The organism is Fictibacillus sp. 7GRE50 (assembly GCF_015903875.1).
Lineage (GTDB): Bacteria > Bacillota > Bacilli > Bacillales > Fictibacillaceae > Fictibacillus > Fictibacillus phosphorivorans.
Genome location: NZ_JACZDW010000001.1, coordinates 889884 through 907361, shown reverse-complemented (window position 1 = coordinate 907361; position 17478 = coordinate 889884). Strand labels below are relative to the sequence as shown.

The 17478-nt window shown below is 41.7% G+C and carries 15 protein-coding genes; 10 read left to right on the top strand and 5 right to left on the bottom strand.

What is annotated here, in order from left to right; genetic code table 11:
- The first annotated feature begins 11 nt into the window (after nt 1–11).
- From IHV12_RS04445 to IHV12_RS04435, 3 genes are all read left to right on the top strand, one after another.
- Nucleotides 12–203 carry a hypothetical protein gene (locus tag IHV12_RS04445; protein ID WP_197128734.1) on the top strand — a complete coding sequence of 64 codons (192 nt, stop codon included), beginning with the start codon at nt 12–14 and terminating at the stop codon, nt 201–203.
- Between the two features lie 125 nt (nt 204–328).
- Nucleotides 329–1621: a hypothetical protein gene (locus tag IHV12_RS04440; protein WP_197189975.1), complete on the top strand. Its 1293-nt coding sequence runs from the start codon at nt 329–331 to the stop codon at nt 1619–1621.
- A gap of 395 nt (nt 1622–2016) precedes the next feature.
- Nucleotides 2017–2826, top strand: coding sequence for a YihY/virulence factor BrkB family protein (locus IHV12_RS04435; protein WP_197128737.1), 810 nt, complete (start codon nt 2017–2019; stop codon nt 2824–2826).
- Between the two features lie 346 nt (nt 2827–3172).
- Here the strand turns inward: IHV12_RS04435 and IHV12_RS04430 are convergent, their stop codons facing one another.
- From IHV12_RS04430 to pxpB, 4 genes are read right to left on the bottom strand one after another with little or no spacing between them, the layout of a single operon-like run.
- Nucleotides 3173–3964, bottom strand: coding sequence for a putative hydro-lyase (locus IHV12_RS04430; RefSeq protein ID WP_197189974.1), 792 nt, complete (start codon nt 3962–3964; stop codon nt 3173–3175).
- Between the two features lie 27 nt (nt 3965–3991).
- Complete coding sequence (locus IHV12_RS04425; protein ID WP_197128741.1) at nt 3992–5182, bottom strand: NRAMP family divalent metal transporter; 1191 nt, start codon at nt 5180–5182, stop codon at nt 3992–3994.
- Between the two features lie 15 nt (nt 5183–5197).
- A complete protein-coding gene (locus IHV12_RS04420) occupies nt 5198–6211 on the bottom strand; it encodes a biotin-dependent carboxyltransferase family protein (RefSeq protein WP_197189973.1) in 1014 nt (337 codons plus the stop codon).
- On the bottom strand, nt 6208–6909 hold the full coding sequence (pxpB, locus tag IHV12_RS04415) for a 5-oxoprolinase subunit PxpB (protein ID WP_305069384.1): 702 nt from the start codon (nt 6907–6909) through the stop codon (nt 6208–6210). Before pxpB ends, IHV12_RS04420 begins: the two co-directional genes overlap by 4 nt.
- A gap of 217 nt (nt 6910–7126) precedes the next feature.
- On the opposite strand from pxpB, the gene manA reads away from it, so the two are divergent.
- Nucleotides 7127–8086, top strand: a complete 960-nt coding sequence (gene manA / locus IHV12_RS04410; RefSeq protein ID WP_197190356.1) for a mannose-6-phosphate isomerase, class I — start codon at nt 7127–7129, stop codon at nt 8084–8086.
- 236 nt (nt 8087–8322) lie between these two features.
- On the opposite strand, the gene IHV12_RS04405 is transcribed toward manA, so the two are convergent.
- On the bottom strand, nt 8323–9297 hold the full coding sequence (locus IHV12_RS04405; RefSeq protein ID WP_197189972.1) for a nuclease-related domain-containing protein: 975 nt from the start codon (nt 9295–9297) through the stop codon (nt 8323–8325).
- Between the two features lie 408 nt (nt 9298–9705).
- Between IHV12_RS04405 and IHV12_RS04400 the strand changes: the two genes are divergently transcribed.
- From IHV12_RS04400 to IHV12_RS04375, 6 genes are all read left to right on the top strand, one after another.
- The gene (locus IHV12_RS04400) at nt 9706–10386 is read left to right on the top strand and encodes an N-acetylmannosamine-6-phosphate 2-epimerase (protein WP_197189971.1); all 681 of its coding nucleotides are present in this window, start codon (nt 9706–9708) and stop codon (nt 10384–10386) included.
- Nucleotides 10387–10401: 15 nt separating this feature from the next.
- Nucleotides 10402–11199 (top strand): MurR/RpiR family transcriptional regulator, encoded by a 798-nt coding sequence (locus IHV12_RS04395; protein ID WP_197189970.1) that lies wholly within the window; start codon nt 10402–10404, stop codon nt 11197–11199.
- 32 nt (nt 11200–11231) lie between these two features.
- The gene (gene nagA, locus IHV12_RS04390) at nt 11232–12416 is read left to right on the top strand and encodes an N-acetylglucosamine-6-phosphate deacetylase (protein WP_197189969.1); all 1185 of its coding nucleotides are present in this window, start codon (nt 11232–11234) and stop codon (nt 12414–12416) included.
- Nucleotides 12413–13165 (top strand): glucosamine-6-phosphate deaminase, encoded by a 753-nt coding sequence (gene nagB / locus IHV12_RS04385; RefSeq protein WP_197189968.1) that lies wholly within the window; start codon nt 12413–12415, stop codon nt 13163–13165. The genes nagA and nagB overlap by 4 nt, the downstream gene beginning before the upstream one ends.
- A gap of 175 nt (nt 13166–13340) precedes the next feature.
- Entirely contained in the window at nt 13341–15704 is a 2364-nt protein-coding gene (locus tag IHV12_RS04380; RefSeq protein WP_197189967.1) for a glycoside hydrolase family 10 protein, read from the top strand.
- A gap of 429 nt (nt 15705–16133) precedes the next feature.
- On the top strand, nt 16134–17462 hold the full coding sequence (locus tag IHV12_RS04375; RefSeq protein ID WP_197189966.1) for an ABC transporter substrate-binding protein: 1329 nt from the start codon (nt 16134–16136) through the stop codon (nt 17460–17462).
- Nucleotides 17463–17478: the final 16 nt, after the last annotated feature.

Genomic DNA, 17478 nt, shown 5'->3' with positions numbered 1-17478 from the left:
GGGTGAGTGATATGGAAGAAGAGCAGTTAGCCGCGCTGGATGAAGTCCTGTTGATCGTCGATATGATTACCATTCTATTATTAGAAGATCGACCTCTTTTAGGTATCGTTTCTGTGGGTCTGCTTAAAATAGTAGCGAAAGATCGTTTGATCAGAATCGCTTTTATTTTGCTGATCATCGTGATAAATGTAAGCCGGAGATAAAAACACTCATTTATTCCTGGGTAGTAGGATGTCTGTTTTCGACGAAATGATACAGGATTAAACAATTCATACTATTCAAATGATTTCGTCGTTATTCTACAATAAGGAACAAAAGGAGGGTTTTTGTGAAGATATCATTTGGAAGAAGTATAGGAATGACATGCGCTTTGTTGCTCGGAGTCGTTATTTTTGAAAATGGTGAGACAGCAGAAGCAAAGAATCAGACAAGCTGCTTTGACACAAATGTAGCGTTAACAGCAGAAGAAGAGAGAATTGAGGATGGCCGACCGATTCCGCAACAGTTATTGAAGGAAAGTGAATTTACCTCATACGTGGATCGTTTTAAAAAAGACCTCTGTTCAGCAAGAAGTCCAGAAAAAGCTGAAAAAGTGATACAGAAGCATGGAACGGCATTATGGAAAACAGCCGTTGACCGCGCTCAAGGAAAAAGACCAGATTTAGGCGAGCTCGATTCGTATGATGATCGACCACTATACTGGGCAAGATTACATATGACAAGTGCTCTCAGACAATGGGATCCTGCGTTTAACGTGACGAAAGAACAACGCGATAAGCTGATGAAATCGTTAGAATACACATCAAGAGGCATTACGACGATCGATTATCCGAAAAGCAAAAAAGTGAAGCGGATCCTTGTGAGTGGATTCGATCCGTACCGCCTTGAACAAGAATTTAGACGAACCAACCCTTCAGGTGCAAGCGGCTTACAGCTCGACGGACGATGGGTGTGGACAGGTGATGGGCTAGCTTTGATACAAGCTGCGAATTTCCCTGTTCGATGGGATGACTTTGAAGATGGAATCGTGGAGAATACGTTCGGTCCATTTTTGAAGCAAGGCTCGAAACAAGTGGACTTAATCATGACCATTAGTCAAGGTGGACCGCGTAAGATGGCGATCGAAGGATATGCCGGACGCTATCATACGGGAGCTGACAACAAGCTCGAAGAACGAGCGGAAGTCACACCACCTGTAGCTCATTGGCCGATGCCAAAGCCGCTTCCAGAGTTTATTGAAACCACCCTTCCATATGAAGAGATGGTTGGGGCTAAAACCGGACCGTGGCCGGTTTTCCGAAATGATAAAGTATGTGAATGGCTGCCGCCAAACTTGGAAGACCCAGCAGTTTGTAATGAAGATGGACCAACACCGGGCTCTAAAGCGAAAGAGGGTGGAGGCGGAAGCTATCTATCTAACGAAAGCATGTACCGCTCGAATCGCGTTCGCTTAGGTCTTGGTGCGACCAATATTCCAGGCGGACACCTGCATATAGCAGCACAAGAATTTTACCCGGAAGACAAATCTGTATACATCACGGAGGAGTTTCAGGACTTTCGCCGAAATACTGTCGATCAAACAGTCGATCTCGTGGAAGCCGCAGCTCGAGCGGTGAAATAAAATAGGTAGAGGAAGATGTCTCTCATGTTGATGAGGGGCATTTTTTCGTGTGTGATTGAGGGGGATGACTCATAGAAACATACGGAAGGCCCATAGAATGTGAACGACGACCCATACAATTTTGGTTTGACTCATAGAAACCCCATTAAGACTCATAGGATGTTCATGACGAACCGTAGAAAGGTCTTTATGACCTATAGAAGTCTCGCGAAGACCCATAGATGATTTTTCGGTTCATTTTAGTAAATTAATGAAACCCTCTTAAACAAACCAACACTCGAAAAATTCAACATATGAAATTTTTTTCAAAAAAAGTGATCTGATTTGACTACTTTTAACGTATATATTATATTACTGTACTTATGGACTGGCTTTAACTAAAGAGGTGTTGCAACATGAATATCGTTAAAGTGTTAAATCAACTAGGTGACCGATTTCTCAAATTGAGGGTGTACGATTTATCGGCACAGATGGCCTATTATTTTTTAATGTCGGTCTTTCCATTTTTGCTTGTTATCTATTCATTGCTGACATATTTACCACTGAGAGAAGAAAATATTTTAGAGCTAGTCCAGCCGTATGCGCCAGAGAGCACATACAATTTAATTGATAAGACATTATCCTACACCGTTATGAGACAAGAAGGAAATCTGTTGTCGTTCAGTTTGATCGTCACATTGTGGCTTTCGTCGATGGGCTTTCAAAGTATGAAGCGTATCATGAACGATGCGTACCAAGTGCGAAATAACGAGAACATGCTAAAACAGATCTTAGAAAGTCTGTTGTTAACGGTTGGGTTCATGATCGCTGTTCTGTTCTCTGTATTTGTTCCGTTGTTTGAGAAAATCCTGCGGGTGTATTTGGAAGGCATCTTTTCGAATCTTGCTTTTCAAAAGCTATGGATCATAATCCAATGGGGAATAGGAACCGTGTTTCTGCTATTGTTTTTCATCATGCTATATTCCTTTGCTCCGAGCATCAAGCTTGGATTTAAAAAAGTACTTCCGGGTGCATTTCTGGCGACGATAGGCTGGCAACTCGTTTCGATGGGCTTCGCTACGTACGTGAGTGGAAGCAACTATTCCGCGCTGTACGGGCAAGTTGCAGGTCTCGTCGTTCTGATGCTGTGGTTCTACCTGTCAGCGATGATCATTATCCTAGGTGGACTGCTGAATACGGTGGTGTACCCAGCGGAAAGTGAATAGATGTAAGTAATGAAAGCTGATCCTTGCATGAGGGTCAGTTTTTAAATTGTCTGGGGTCTGACCCCGGGTCAGACCCCAGACAATTTCGACCATTTACGGTACACATTTTAATATTTGTTACACGTTCGCTGCTAATGAGGGTGTTTCCACTGGTAAGCGCAACATATGCACCGGTAACGTTGCTCTGAGCACCAATGATCACTCCTTTTCACCGATAAAAAAGATCGTCACCACCGCTCAGAACAACTTTCGTATCCAAATTGTCATCCTCACACCTAAAAAACCATTCCCAAAAAAGAAAAGAGAATCTACAAAAGTAGATTCTCTCCTCATTTAACGATTTCAACTACAAAACGCCATACTTCTCATCACGAACATCAGTAATGAACATGTGTCCGGGGGCGTGAGTGATCATGATTTCAGGTTTCACATGCATCGCGACGGCTTGAGGCGTTACCCCACAAGCCCAAAATACAGGAACTTCACCGTCATGAATCTGAACAGGATCACCGAAGTCTGGCTGATATAGATCATGTACACCGATCGCTTCTGGATTACCTATATGAACCGGAGCTCCGTGAACGGAAGGGAAGCGGCTTGTTACTTGAACCGCTCGAACCACATCCTTTTCTGGCACAGGACGCATGCTCACGACCATTGGGCCTTCAAAACGTCCAGCTTTCACACAATCGATGTTTGTTTTAAACATCGGAACGTTGCATCCTCGCTCGATATGACGAACAGGAATGCCGTTATTCATCAGCGCATGCTCGAACGTAAAGCTGCAACCGAGCAGAAAGCCGACCATGTCTTCATTCCATAGCGAAGTAATATCGGTACACTCTTCAACAAGTTCGCCATGACGATAGACGTTATACTTCGGTATGTCCACACGTAGATCGGCATCAGGTGCAACAAGTGCAGGAACAGCAGAACCTGGCTCAGTAACATCAAGCACTGGACAAGGCTTTGGATTTCGCTGACAGAAAAGGAGGAACTCAAAAGCTAGATCTTTCGGCAACACCACAAGATTTCCTTGTGTATAGCCGTTCGCGAGTCCACTTGTTGGCTTTCTCCACTCACCGCGGCGTATCAGTTCACGAGCTTCAACTGGAGTTAAACGGTCTAGTGCGTTCATAACAAGCTCCCCTTTTTATAGTAGTATTTATGCGAAAAGTTTCGGAACTTCTGTGTACATCGTGTAAACACTCATTGCGGCCATCATCAGAACGATCACGACGCCAAAGACCGTCATCCACATCGGATGTTTGTAGTCTCCGACAATCTTAGGTTTGTATGCTGCAATCAGCATCACACCAAGTGAAATTGGTAAAATGAGTCCGTTTAAAGCACCTACTAGAATCAAAATCGCAACTGGCTTTCCAACGAGCGCGAAAACAATCGTTGAAACAGCGATAAATCCGATGATGATCCATTTGTGGTATTTTTCGAGTGTTGCATTCAACGTACGGATAAACGAAACGGATGTATATGCTGCACCAACAACAGATGTGATGGCAGCCGCCCACATAACGACACCGAACATTTTGTAACCAATGTTTCCAGCAGCTAACTGGAATACAGAAGCAGGAGGGTTTTTAGGATCAAGTGCAAGTCCTTGAGACACGACTCCAAGTGCCGCTAAGAATAGGAAAATACGCATGATAGACGCGATTCCGATTGCCGAGATCGAACCTTTCGTTACTTCACCTAGGCTTTCTTTCCCTTTAATCCCTGCATCAAGCAATCTGTGTGCTCCGGCAAATGTGATATATCCACCGACTGTTCCACCGACTAGCGTAACGATCGCTAAAATATCAATCGTGTCAGGTGCGAACGTTTTTACAACCGCTTCTCCAACAGGAGGCTGGGCTGTGAACATCACATATACAGTCAATGCGATCATGACGAAACCAGCAACTTGTGTGAAACGGTCCATCGCTTTTCCAGCTTCACGAACAACGAATACTAAGATAGCAACGATACCACTGAGTACAGCTCCCATTGTAGGGGAGACGCCGAACAATACGTTTAAACCAAGACCAGCACCGGCTATATTTCCGATGTTAAATGCAAGTCCTCCAATTACTATCAATACAGCTAGGAATACACCTAAGCCCGGAAGTACAGCGTTCGCGATATCTTGTGCTCTTTTTTCAGATACGGCGATAATCCGCCAAACGTTCATCTGTGCGCCGATATCAATAATGATGGATGTTAAAATAACAAAACCAAAACTCGCTGCGAGTATGGACGTGAAATGTGTGGTTTGTGTTAAAAAACCTGGCCCGATCGCTGATGTCGCCATCAAGAATGCGGCTCCTAGCAGAATACTAGCTTTTGACTCTTTCTTCATAACGTACCTCCTAAATTACTTCGTTTCTTGTCGTATTTTAAGTGCGATTCCTTGTTTTAACTGATGCAATTTCTTTTCGCGATCTAAGTAGAGTTGTTGAGCCACTTCATGGGAAACCTCGACAAACTGAACTTTGTCTCCGGGCTTAAGCTGCGCCATGATTGAGAGATCCACCGTGGCGATCTGTCCGATCTTTGGATATCCACCGGTAGTTTGACGGTCAGCGAGCAGTACGATTGGATTGCCTTCAGAGGGAACTTGAATTGTCCCGAAGCTCACAGCTTCAGAAAGCATTTCTTGTTTCTCTTCGAGAGCGAGCTCAGGTCCTTTTAAACGATAACCCATCCGGTCAGATTGTGATGTGATTTCAAAGTGTTCGGTAAAAAGCTTCATCTGGCTTTCTGTTGTGAACCAGTCGTATTGTCTTCCTTTCATAACCCGGACTTGCGGTTTAGAAGCAGAAGAGGCGATAAAATCAGAAGAGATCGTCCATTGCATCTCCACGAATTTATTCTCTCCAAGCTGTTGTGTTAAAACTTTAGCTATCTTTCCGGAAAGCTCACTGTGCTCGCCGGTAGAAAGCTCATCTTCATTTTGCAGTGCTTTTCCATTATGCCCGCCGATTCCAGCTCGTAAATATGTAGATTTACTGTTCATTACTTCTGGCACATCGAAACCGCCCGCAACAGCAAGATATGCACGACATCCTGTTTTACAGCCGCCGAACTTCAACTTGCTGCCAGCCGTCACAAGGACCGAGCGCCATAACTTCACAGGTTTTCCGTCAATAGAAGGAGAAAGATTGCCCCCGCAGATTGAAATCAGCGTATCTTCTTTAAACTCCATATCAGGTCCGAGCAGCGTGAGTTCTAATGTTGCTTCATTCTCAGCATTTCCAACTAAAGAATTTGCTATCCGATGAGCAGTCGTGTCCATGACACCACTCGTGATCACGCCATATTTTTGAAACCCGTAACGGCCAAGATCTTGAACACTCGTTAGGAGGCCAGGCTTTGTAATCTTAATCATCTCGCGTCCTCCTCTATTCTTTGAAACTCTTCTTCTGAGATCGGTACAAACTTGATCTGATCACCCGCTTGAAGCAGGGAAGGCGTATCACCGTCAGGAGTGAAAAGCTTTTCCGGCGTTTTACCGATGAGCTGCCATCCGCCAGGCGTTTCGATCGGATACACGCCTGTCTGTTTGCCAGCGATTCCAACAGATCCGGCAGGGATCTTCAGTCTCGGATTACTTCGTCTCGGTGCTGCGATTTTTTCACTCATGCCACCGATATAGGGAAAGCCAGGGGCGAACCCGATCATATAAACGGTGTATTCACCATTCGAATGGATATCAATCACTTCGTCAACACTGAGTCCGTTGTGATTCGCGACTTCCTCTAAATCTGGACCAAACTCACCGCCGTAACAGACGGGAATCTCCACGACACGAGGGTTAGCGTCACCATCAATCTCTAACTTTTCTAAAAGCGGTTCCAAAAATGCGCATACTTCATCATAAGGAAGTGTCGTTGTCTTGATTTTCAAAGGATCATAAAAAACAGCCACCGTCGTAAAACCAGGAACGGTTTCAATCACCCAATCAAACATATTCTCTTCAAAGAAAGCGGAGACTTTTTTGACTTTTTGCTGGATCTCATGGCTCATATCTTGTCCGAGTTCAATGATCATGCTGTTATCGCCAAGTGGCTCAATGGTAAATTTCATCGTCAGATCTCCTGTCTTTTTATGTAAAATTAATCAGAATATTTGTATATTTATAAAGGTCTAGTATATCGGAATATGTGACAAAATCAAACCTACATTCTTAGATTCCCGATAGTAATAATTTCTAGTCCGATTTTTTTATGGTATCAGGTGGTTTATCTTTAAACAAACGTTTAGAATGGGAGGGACTATACCCATGTGGGGAGATGTGAAAAACGTGTATAATGAACCTATTTTTCTAAAACCTGTATTCAAGGACCGAATCTGGGGCGGTACGAAGCTTCGCGATGAGTTCGGTTATAAGATTCCGACTGAAACTACAGGTGAGTGCTGGGGAATTTCCGCCCATTCGCACGGGCCGAGTGAAGTCGTGAACGGACCATTAAAAGGAGAGACGCTGAATTCAGTATGGGATAAGCATCGAGAACTTTTTGCTGACCAAGAAGGTGAAGACTTTCCGTTGCTTGTAAAAATTTTAGACGCAAAGACCGACCTGTCCGTTCAAGTACATCCGGACGATTCGTATGCGCGCGAAGTAGAAGGCGAGGCATTCGGTAAAACAGAATGTTGGTATGTGATCGACTGTGAGCCAGGAGCAGAGCTTGTTTATGGGCATCACGCAGGTTCTAAACTTCAGTTTGAAGAGATGGTAAACGAGAACCGGTGGGACGAGCTGCTTCGTAAAGTGGCGATCAAGCCAGGTGATTTCGTCTATGTACCGAATGGAACGATCCACGCGATCGGTGCAGGCACGATGATTCTTGAAACGCAGCAAAGCTCAGATGTTACGTATCGTGTGTACGATTACGATCGTCGTGATGATGAAGGGAATCTGCGCGAACTGCATATCGAAAAATCGATTGAAGTCGCGATGATTCCACATGAAGACGCTGACTTCGAACCAGTGTTGTCAGGTAACGAGGACTTAAGAATCAAAAAACTGGTGAAAGAGAGCTACTTTACCGTTTATCATTGGAATTTAGCTGGTGCTGTTTCGGAAGTCGAAAATCCATCTTATTTGCTCGTAAGCGTACTAGATGGTGAAGGGAAACTGAAGGTAAATGGTGGAACGACGTCTACTTTTAGTAAAGGTGACCATTTTATCGTCCCTTCAACAATAAAAAGCTTCGGAATGAACGGTGATGCGCGATTCATCGTGTCACATCCGACTCTATAGAGAAGATGAAGCAACCGGAATGTTGGAATTCCGGTTGTTTTTTGTTTGATATCAGGATTGAGTGGGGGATTGTGAGCGAAACGGAGGCTATTTAGAGTGAAACACTATGCCGTTGGAGCGAAAACAGCAGTTGACTGAGCGAAAAGCATAATATTTGGAGTGAAACTTTACAATGTTTGAGCGAACGTGTAATAAATAAAATAACACGTACCGTAAAACACTAAGAATACAGAACATCACATTTGTAATAAATCCTCAAGAAGATAAATTTTGTGTTTTCCAGATTGAGAGGTTGGAAGTTCGATCGAATTTAGCAGGTGTTTGACGACATGACGTGAGGGGATCTGAAAAAATTCACAGCATTCATAATTCGTAATAGAAGGTTTCAACAAAAATGCATATTCTCTTAAAGCTTCAATGTGGGCAAGTTTGTCATAATGCCCGCATTTTAGACAAAACCACTTTCTCCTCGATCTAACCATTGATAGTTTAAGGCATTCTGTACAAGCTACCCCTTTTAACAAGTCGCTTTCAGTGATTGAGAATTGTTGAAAATAGTTATGATTCGGTTCGCTATGATGCTTAAGTAAAAGACGAGTTATTTTCTTAATATCTTTTTTAGAGATCGCTTCTTTCTTTCGAGTGTTCTGATAGCTATGAAACTTTGCAAGTATATTCGCACTATGAGTAACCACTTTTGAAATATCTTTATGTTGGGGAATGCTTTTAATTCGAGTGTTGGAGTTACTTACGACTACGAGTGATTCGATGGGAATATAGGGGAATTTTTGCTGATTGAGCCATTCTCTCAATAAATGAGTTTGTCGATAAACTTGTGAGATTGGATCTGGAAAAACTTCCTCCTTGTCTTTGTATATTCGTATGAGTTGATAAAATTCTTGGTCAAAAATTAATGTGCTGGACATGTTTTTCACTTCGAGTATGAGAAAAAAAGTTGGCGTTAAAATGAGGATGTCGATTTGAAAATAATTTGCCCCAAAAGGCAGGCGAAGATCATGGAAAATGTAAGTATCGTCTTTTGGAAGTAACTCCATATGATAGTCGAGGGATTTTTCACCATTATAACCGGTCACACTTTTAATTAGTTCAACTTCGATTTCATTACGAACAGGATGGTGAATTGGGAATCTCTTCATAATCAACTTTAGTTTTCTAATTTTAATAGACTCTGAAGCTTCTTTTATTATCATTGCATCTCTCCTTTATAGTTTTGAGCACTATTTCTACTTTTTTAGACAAAATCCTCCAACATCAAAAAATATTCTGTGGTTCTTACATTAGAAAAGAACGAGCCTGGGTGAAACAGTGAGCTTTCTGAGCGGAACTAGTTACCGTTGGAGCGAAAACGGTGCTTTATTGAGCGAAAAGAAAAGCAGTTGGAGTGAAACGAAATCGGATTTGAGCGAACGTGTAACAATAAAATAACACGTACCGTAACCTATTCAACTTATGAGCTATCAAATTGCATGCATAATAAAAATTTCTTTGTTTTCAACTCATGAAATATGCTATTTTATTAGTGTTAAGAAAATTATTACCAGAATAATATTTATTTTGACTATTATTTTCACGAAAAAATGAAATGGCAGGTAAATCATATGTTAAAACAAATCAAAAAAGGTTTAGTTGTATCATGCCAAGCACTAGAAAATGAACCGCTACATAGCTCTTTTATCATGTCCAAACTCGCTCTTGCTGCAAAAGAAGGTGGAGCATCTGGTATTCGTGCGAACTCCAAAGAAGACATACTCGCGATTAAACAAGAGGTGGATCTGCCGGTTATCGGAATCGTGAAAAGAGATTATGATGACAGCGAAATCTATATTACCGCAACAAAAAAAGAGGTAGATGAATTAATTGAGAGCGGATGTGAAATGATTGCATTAGATGCGACACTCAGAGAAAGACCGAAAGCGCTCACTCTAGAGGAACTCGTTTCATACGCCCGTGAAAAGAATCCAGGCGTGCAGCTCATGGCTGATATCTCATCCATCGAAGAAGCTAAGAATGCGGAGAGACTAGGTTTTGATTGTGTGTCTACCACACTATATGGATATACCGAAGATTCTAAGAAACACAAACTGTATGAAAATGACTTTCAATTTTTAAAAGAGGTATTAAAAGAAGTATCTCTTCCAGTGATTGCAGAAGGCAACATCATGACGCCTGAGATGGTAAGAGATGTACTTCATATTGGTGCTTATTCTGTTGTTGTAGGCGGTGCGATCACGCGTCCTCAGCAGATCACAGCTCGTTTTGTTGCTCAAATTCCTAAATAAAAAGGATGTTTATCAATGGCTTCATTACTCAAAGAAATACAAAGCGTTTTCTCCACGCTATCTGATAAGGAAAAGAAAATAGCGAATTACATTTTGGCCAATCCTGAAAAAGCTTCCCGAAGCCATATTCAGGAGCTTGCCGATACAACGGGCGTTTCGATCAGCTCGATCACCCGATTTGCGAAAAAGGTGTCATGCCGGAATTTTGTAGAAATGAAAGTACGGCTTGCTGGGGGTTTTGAATCAAAGGAAGAAAAGGGAATCGAACAGCAGCTTTCTTCCTCTTATCGAGATATGCTGACAGATGTCCAGGACCTAGAAGACAGAGATCAACTTCAGAAAGTCTTAGCTCACATGACAAAAGCAAGGCGGTTATTTATATATGGACTTGGAAGTTCTGGGTTAGCGGCTCAAGAATTAAACTATCGTTTAAGCAGAATGGGCTTTGTATGTGAAGCCATCACGGATCCACACTTAATGATTATTCGTAGCACACTCATGCAAAAAGGCGATGTGATCCTCGCTTTCTCTCGTTCCGGACAAACGGTAGATCTTCTTCAGTCCATTTCCAAAGGAAAAGAAAAAGGAGCTTTAGTGGTAGCATTTACAGCATTCGGTGAAACGCCGCTAACTAAACTTTCTGATTTTATTTTGTGGACGGTGCACCCGCTTCGCAATCATCACCTATTAACAGGATTGGATTTAAGTACACTTTATTTAATTGACAGAATCAGTCTGTATTTTTTATCGGATAGCAAACGAGAAGAAAAATATTTGGAAACGGTAGAAGCAATCAAATCACGGGAAAGATAGATTACTCCCCACACTTTAATGGAGGCAATGTAATGGTTAGAAAAAAAATCACCTTAAAGAATGCAACGATCTACGGCGAGAACCAAACCATGCATAAGGGGTCAATCACCATACAAAACGGAAAAATAATAAATTTAGGTAAGGACTTTTTTCCAGATGATGAAACAGAGATAATCGAACTTCCTGAAACTTATCACATCGTTCCTGGAATGATCGATGTTCATATTCATGGAGCTGCAGGTGCAGACACGATGGATGCTACTTTTAATGCGCTGCAAACTATTGCGAGCGTTCTGCCTGAAGAAGGTACGACTAGCTTTCTTGCAACAACGATGACGCAAGAGCAGAACAAAATAGAAAAAGCGCTTGAAAACGCAGGGTTATTTATTGAAGCTGGGCAAGTGGAAGGAACAGCTGAAACGCTTGGCATTCATCTTGAAGGACCATTTATCTCTGAAAAAAGAGCGGGTGCACAGCCAGTCGGCGCGATCATCAAACCAGAGTTAGAACTTTTTAAACAGTGGCAAGAGTTAGCTTCAGGGCACATTAAGCTCGTTACCATTGCGCCTGAAATAGAAGGTAGTCTTGAAGTCATCTCCTATCTGCAAGAGCAAAATATCATTGCGTCGATCGGGCATTCTGACGCGACATATGAAGAAGTGGTGACCGGAATGAAGGCAGGTGCGTCTCATGTGACCCACCTTTATAACGGAATGCGCGGACTTCACCATCGGGAGCCTGGAGTTGTGGGAGCATCACTTTTACACGACGAACTGACGACTGAATTGATCGCGGACGGAATACATGTTCGACCGGAACTCATCGCTTTAACTTACAAACAAAAAGGAAATGAGAGAGTCGTGTTAGTGACGGATGCGATGCGGGCAAAATGTCTTGGTGATGGGCAATACGATCTTGGTGGTCAGGAGGTAACCGTTCAAAATGAGACGGCGACTTTAAAAGAGGGAACACTTGCTGGCAGCATCATCAAGATGAGCGCAGCCGTAAAGAATATGATGCAATTTACCAGCTGTTCGATTTCTGACATTATTCAGATGACGTCTGTTAACCCTGCAAAGAAACTGAACGTTTTTGACCGTAAAGGAAGTCTCACGCCAGGAAAAGATGCCGACATTGTTGTTTTAGATGAAGACTTGGAAGTGGTGATGACTTTTTGTAAAGGAGATCTTGCTTACAGAAGGGGTGTTGAAGCATGAAAATCTTAGAAGCAAAGAACTACCATGAAATGAGCTCTATTGCAGCGAAAATCATTATTGAAAAAGTTCAATCTAAGCCAGATGCTAAACTAGGACTTGCAACAGGTGGCACACCAATCGGACTTTATGAGGAATTGATCCAGGATTACAGGAGTAACCGTACCTCTTATGAGAGAGTATGCACCTACAATTTGGATGAGTATGTTGGAATCAATCCAGAAGACTCCAATAGTTATCGTTATTTCATGGAGGAACATTTATTTGCTCATATTAATGTACCTGAATCTCAAATACATATCCCTGATGGAACAGCAGAGGATTTGGAAGCTGAATGCGAACGGTATGATGTCGAGCTGAACAGAGGAGAAGGCGTGGACATTCAGATCTTAGGCATCGGAAGCAACGGTCATATCGGATTTAATGAGCCTGGCACTTCTTTTTCTTCACATACCCATATCGTGGATCTTACCGAAACAACTCGCAAAGCGAATGCCCGATTTTTTCAACGTTTAGAAGAAGTACCAACGCAAGCCATTACAATGGGCATCGCATCCATCTTAAAGGCGAAAGAGATATTACTACTCGTCTCAGGCATCAATAAAGCAGAAGTGATGAAGAAATTATTAACTACAGATGAAGTGGATGAGCAGCTGCCAGCTTCTGCGTTAAAAAATCATCATAATGTCACGATAATTGCAGACGAGGAGGCACTTTCGCTACTTCGCGAAAAAAAATTTCAGTATAAGTAAAAAGACCCTTTTTAAATAGGGTCTTTTTTCGTGTTTTTAAACGGAAATCCCTCATTTACCCTCATAAATACTATTAATGAAAATAAATTTCATAAAAATAATATTAGTGAAAATAATTTAGAAAGACATTATAATAATTTGAAAGCGTTACCAAAAAAATAAAAGGAGACTGATTATGAAGAAAAAATTTAAAATCTTAACGGGTTCCCTCCTTGCTACGAGTCTTGTTTTTTCAGCTGTTGACCTGTCAGGTTCGGTTAAAGCACAAGAAAATGCACCTTACAATGTCCTGTCCGTAAAAGATGAGTCTGGTGACCAGATGGCGATCAACGGCAAAAATCAGTTAGCCAATGATAACAAGCTGATTTTATTCAACGATGAATTTAGTTACTACACTGAAACACAAAAAGGAAGTATGGAAGTAGTCTTAGAAAAAACGGGTGTAAATACATACCGTGTGGTAAAAGACACAGACGGTGACAGCTCTATTCCTGAGAACGGAATCGTATTATCAACTGGAGATATTTCAACAACAGAAATCAGAAACTTTTTAACACAGTTGGAAGCGGGTGAGTCCGTGACATTGTATGAGCCAACTGAAAAACGTGAGCAACAACAGTCTAATGCAGTAGATCCTACAAAAGAAACAAACCCAGATGGAGCTGTATTTGATGGGTTCCGCGGACCTGATCAGTTGATCGTCTATACTCCGGCGTTCGGTGAATCCACAAAAACGAATCAGTATGGCTATGAAATTACAGTAGAGAACGGATTTGTTACAAAACTTGGAGGCGGAAACTCTAAGATCCCAAAAAACGGTTTTGTTGTAAGCGGACATGGAGTGAATTCCAGCTGGATTTCTTCCAACTCTATCATTGGCGCGAAAGTCAAGGTGAGTGAAAATGGAGTTGTTGAAATCGTACAAGACGTTGAAAGTTTTCAATACCAAAGTAAACAAGCGATTGATCAAGCGAAGTCATCTATCGAAAATGCAAAAGCAGAGTATTTAGAAGTCGCGTTTAAAGAAGCGAATGCTGCGATTCAAAAAGCTGAGTCACTTTTAGCTGAAGCGGAAGCAATCAAAACAAGCGATCCTGTAAAATCATTGGATAAAACAAGACAAGCAACCCAATCGGCTTACGACGCGTACTATTATTCACTTGCTTCTCATAAAGCAGAGCAGCGTGCAATCTGGTATCGTCCAGAGGAAACTACATTAGCAGGAGTTAATCAAGTCCTTGATCGTATGGAGAAAGCGGGTTTTAACTCTGTTTACCTTGAAACAACATTTTGGGGTTACACGATCTATCCGAGTGATGTCATGAAGAAATATGGTCTCCCATCACAGCATCCACGCTTTGCAAATGGTAATTATGGAAAGTATGGAAAAGATCTTCTTGCTGCTTATGTAAAAGAAGGGAAAAAGCGCGGCATGACGATCCAGGCGTGGACAGATGGATTTATGATTGGAGAAAGCAGCATTGGTGTTCCGTCTCAATTCGCAAAATATCCAGAGTGGGCAGCGATCCAGCGCAGCAATACAACAGGAACGTTCCAGCCAGATACAGTGAGCCGTTATTACTGGCTTGATATCGCACAGCCTGATGTTCAGGATTTTATGTTAGACATTTATAAAGAGATGCAGAAAGACTATGACATCAAAGGTCTGAACATTGATTATATGCGTTACCCTCATCATAAGTTTGAGCAAAGCTACGGTTTCAGCGAGCGGACGAAACAGCTTTATCAAGAGATAACAGGAATTGATCCATACACACTGTCCCCAACGACTACACCTGCTGAGTGGGAAAAATGGCTTCATTGGCTACGTGAGCGTGAGAACGATTTTGTTGACAAGCTTCACGTTCAAACAAAAAAGCTGGATAAAAAGTTTATGCTGACAGCTACACCTGAACCAGGACCTGAAGCGGTACAGATCAGCGATTGGAAAGAGGATATTGATGGCGTCATACCACAAGCATATGGACACGACTTCAATAGCATTCAAAAAACAGTAACAGAGAGCAAAAAACTTATGCCAGAAGGAACGATGTATTACACAGGAATTTACTCTTTCTATCACCACTTAAGTGAAATGGCTAGCGTAAATGATGTCATATCAGCGAAATACGGAACATCGGGTGTAAACATGTTTGCTTTTGGTCAAGCAAGTGCACCATCTGTGGATGCACTTGGAAAAGGACCTTGGCGTGAGAAAGCAGTAAATCCAGGTGAAGAACCAATATTGGCATCCCGTACAGTGCTAAAAGATATCGAACAACAAATAATGAAAATCTATATTCCTCAAGGTGCAGTAAAGAAAAAAGAAGGCATTTCTCTTAAACTAGCGATTAAGAAACTCAATAAAACAGTAGAAAAAGATATCAAGAACAGTTCTGTCGTGTTTGATTCTACTGTTGCTAAAGTAGAAAAGGCAGTCGAGAACGAAAAACTTGATCCAGAGGTAGGAGAGAGAATGAAAGCCGATCTTCTTGATGCGAAAATGTGGGTGAATTACGCATTAAAGCATCAAAAGTAATTTCACTTTACGTAAGAATTGGATTTTTATGAGAAAAACTTGAAAAGCTGGCTCAAAAGGTACATGTAGTGACCTATTGTTGTCAGCTTTTTCTTTTTAGTTTGGTACGGAGTGAAATGATGATCCTATGGGGTGAAACTTCACCATGTTCGAGTGAAACATAAGCATTTCTGAGCGAAACCCAAACTAGTTGGAGTGAAACCACTTATGAATTGAGCGAACGTGTAACAAACTATAAAATCACGTACCGTAAAATCGATGCGTACATCGTCTGTCATACATCTATTCAGCAAGTGAAGAAATTAATTTTCAATAATTAAATAAAAATGAAAATTATTTTTAAAATGGATTGAAATCTCTTAATCTTACTTTTATAATTGAGGTATCAAGAAAACGCTTACCAAAATGTTTCTGAGGGGGAAATGAAAAGTGAAGAAACGTACAAAAACATGGGTTTCTGGTTCACTAGCAGCAGCATTGTCATTAAGTTTGATCGCGTGCAGCAACGGAGAGGATGATAAGGCAAAAGGGTCTGCTAAAGATGGAGAGCTTTCCGGAGAAGTTACACTTTGGACAGCGTCATTAGCAGGTGAGCCATTTGACACCTACTTCAAAAATATCGAAAAAGACTTCGAAAAGCTTCATCCGAAACTTGATGTTGTGATTGAAGACGTGCCTCAAAATGAGATGGAACAAAAAGTATTGACATCGCTTACAGGGGACGATGTTCCTGATGTTGTTAACTTAAATCCTCATTATATGTCTAACATTGCTGCTCAAGGTGGACTATTAGATCTTACAGATGCGGTGAGCGACGAGACGAAGAACTCTTTTGTAGAAGGACCATACGAGTCTGGTATGTATGACGATAAGCTATATGCACTGCCATGGTACTTAACAACAACTGTTTCTTGGTATAACAACGATGCTTTCTCTAAAGCAGGCGTTTCCGAACTTCCTACAGATACGAAGGGACTTTATGAAGCTGCGAAAAAAGTAAAAGACGCAACGGGTAAACCGTCATACTTCCCGGTTATCAATGACGGAAACACGATCATGGAAAAAATGGTTTCGATCGCGAACGGTACTCCTATCGTTGAAGATGGTAAAGCAAAGTTTGCAGATAACAAAGATCTATTAGAATTCTTTGAGGCAACACAGAAGATGTATAAAGAAGGTATTATTCCTCAAGAAGCAGCGGAAGGTTCAATTAAAACAGGTCAAGAACTTTACATGGCAGGAAACGTTTCAATGCTTGAAGGCGGCGTAACATTCCTAGGACCAATTGAGTCAGGAGCTCCTGAAGTGTATAAAGCGTCAAAAGCAGGACAGCCGTTGAACGCAGATGATGCACCAGTGAACGTAGCGGTTATGAACTTTGCGGTTCCAGCAAAAACAAAGAACGAAGATGCTGCCGTAGCTCTTGCTGAGTTTGTATCGAACGCTGAAAACCAATTAGAATTTGCTAAAACAGCAGGCACAGTTCTTCCAGCTACAAAGAAATCTTTAGAAGATGACTACTTCAAGAATCCAGGAGATTCTCCAAAAGCATTCGGTATGTTAGAAGCTTCTAAGTCTTTAAGCCGTGCTGAAGTACTTATTCCTCCAACGGAAAACAGTGCTGATTTGCGTACAGCAACAAAGAACATCTTCATCCAAAACTTACAAGGTAAATTATCTCCGAAGGAAGCGATAAAAGAACTAGCTTCTGAATGGAACAAAGCATTTGAAAAATCAGGTGAAAAAGTAACATTCTAATGTAGTAGATGAAGAG

What these genes read in the sequence shown, in the direction of transcription:
- nagB (WP_197189968.1), top strand. Translation starts at nt 12,413, where the DNA reads ATGAAAATCTTAGAAGCAAAGAACTACCATGAAATGAGCTCTATTGCA.
- IHV12_RS04425 (WP_197128741.1), bottom strand. Translation starts at nt 5,182, where the DNA reads ATGAAGAAAGAGTCAAAAGCTAGTATTCTGCTAGGAGCCGCATTCTTG.
- IHV12_RS04430 (WP_197189974.1), bottom strand. Translation starts at nt 3,964, where the DNA reads ATGAACGCACTAGACCGTTTAACTCCAGTTGAAGCTCGTGAACTGATA.
- nagA (WP_197189969.1), top strand. Translation starts at nt 11,232, where the DNA reads ATGGTTAGAAAAAAAATCACCTTAAAGAATGCAACGATCTACGGCGAG.
- IHV12_RS04380 (WP_197189967.1), top strand. Translation starts at nt 13,341, where the DNA reads ATGAAGAAAAAATTTAAAATCTTAACGGGTTCCCTCCTTGCTACGAGT.
- IHV12_RS04400 (WP_197189971.1), top strand. Translation starts at nt 9,706, where the DNA reads ATGTTAAAACAAATCAAAAAAGGTTTAGTTGTATCATGCCAAGCACTA.
- IHV12_RS04420 (WP_197189973.1), bottom strand. Translation starts at nt 6,211, where the DNA reads ATGATTAAGATTACAAAGCCTGGCCTCCTAACGAGTGTTCAAGATCTT.
- IHV12_RS04445 (WP_197128734.1), top strand. Translation starts at nt 12, where the DNA reads ATGGAAGAAGAGCAGTTAGCCGCGCTGGATGAAGTCCTGTTGATCGTC.
- pxpB (WP_305069384.1), bottom strand. Translation starts at nt 6,909, where the DNA reads ATGAAATTTACCATTGAGCCACTTGGCGATAACAGCATGATCATTGAA.
- IHV12_RS04435 (WP_197128737.1), top strand. Translation starts at nt 2,017, where the DNA reads ATGAATATCGTTAAAGTGTTAAATCAACTAGGTGACCGATTTCTCAAA.
- IHV12_RS04405 (WP_197189972.1), bottom strand. Translation starts at nt 9,297, where the DNA reads ATGATAATAAAAGAAGCTTCAGAGTCTATTAAAATTAGAAAACTAAAG.
- IHV12_RS04395 (WP_197189970.1), top strand. Translation starts at nt 10,402, where the DNA reads ATGGCTTCATTACTCAAAGAAATACAAAGCGTTTTCTCCACGCTATCT.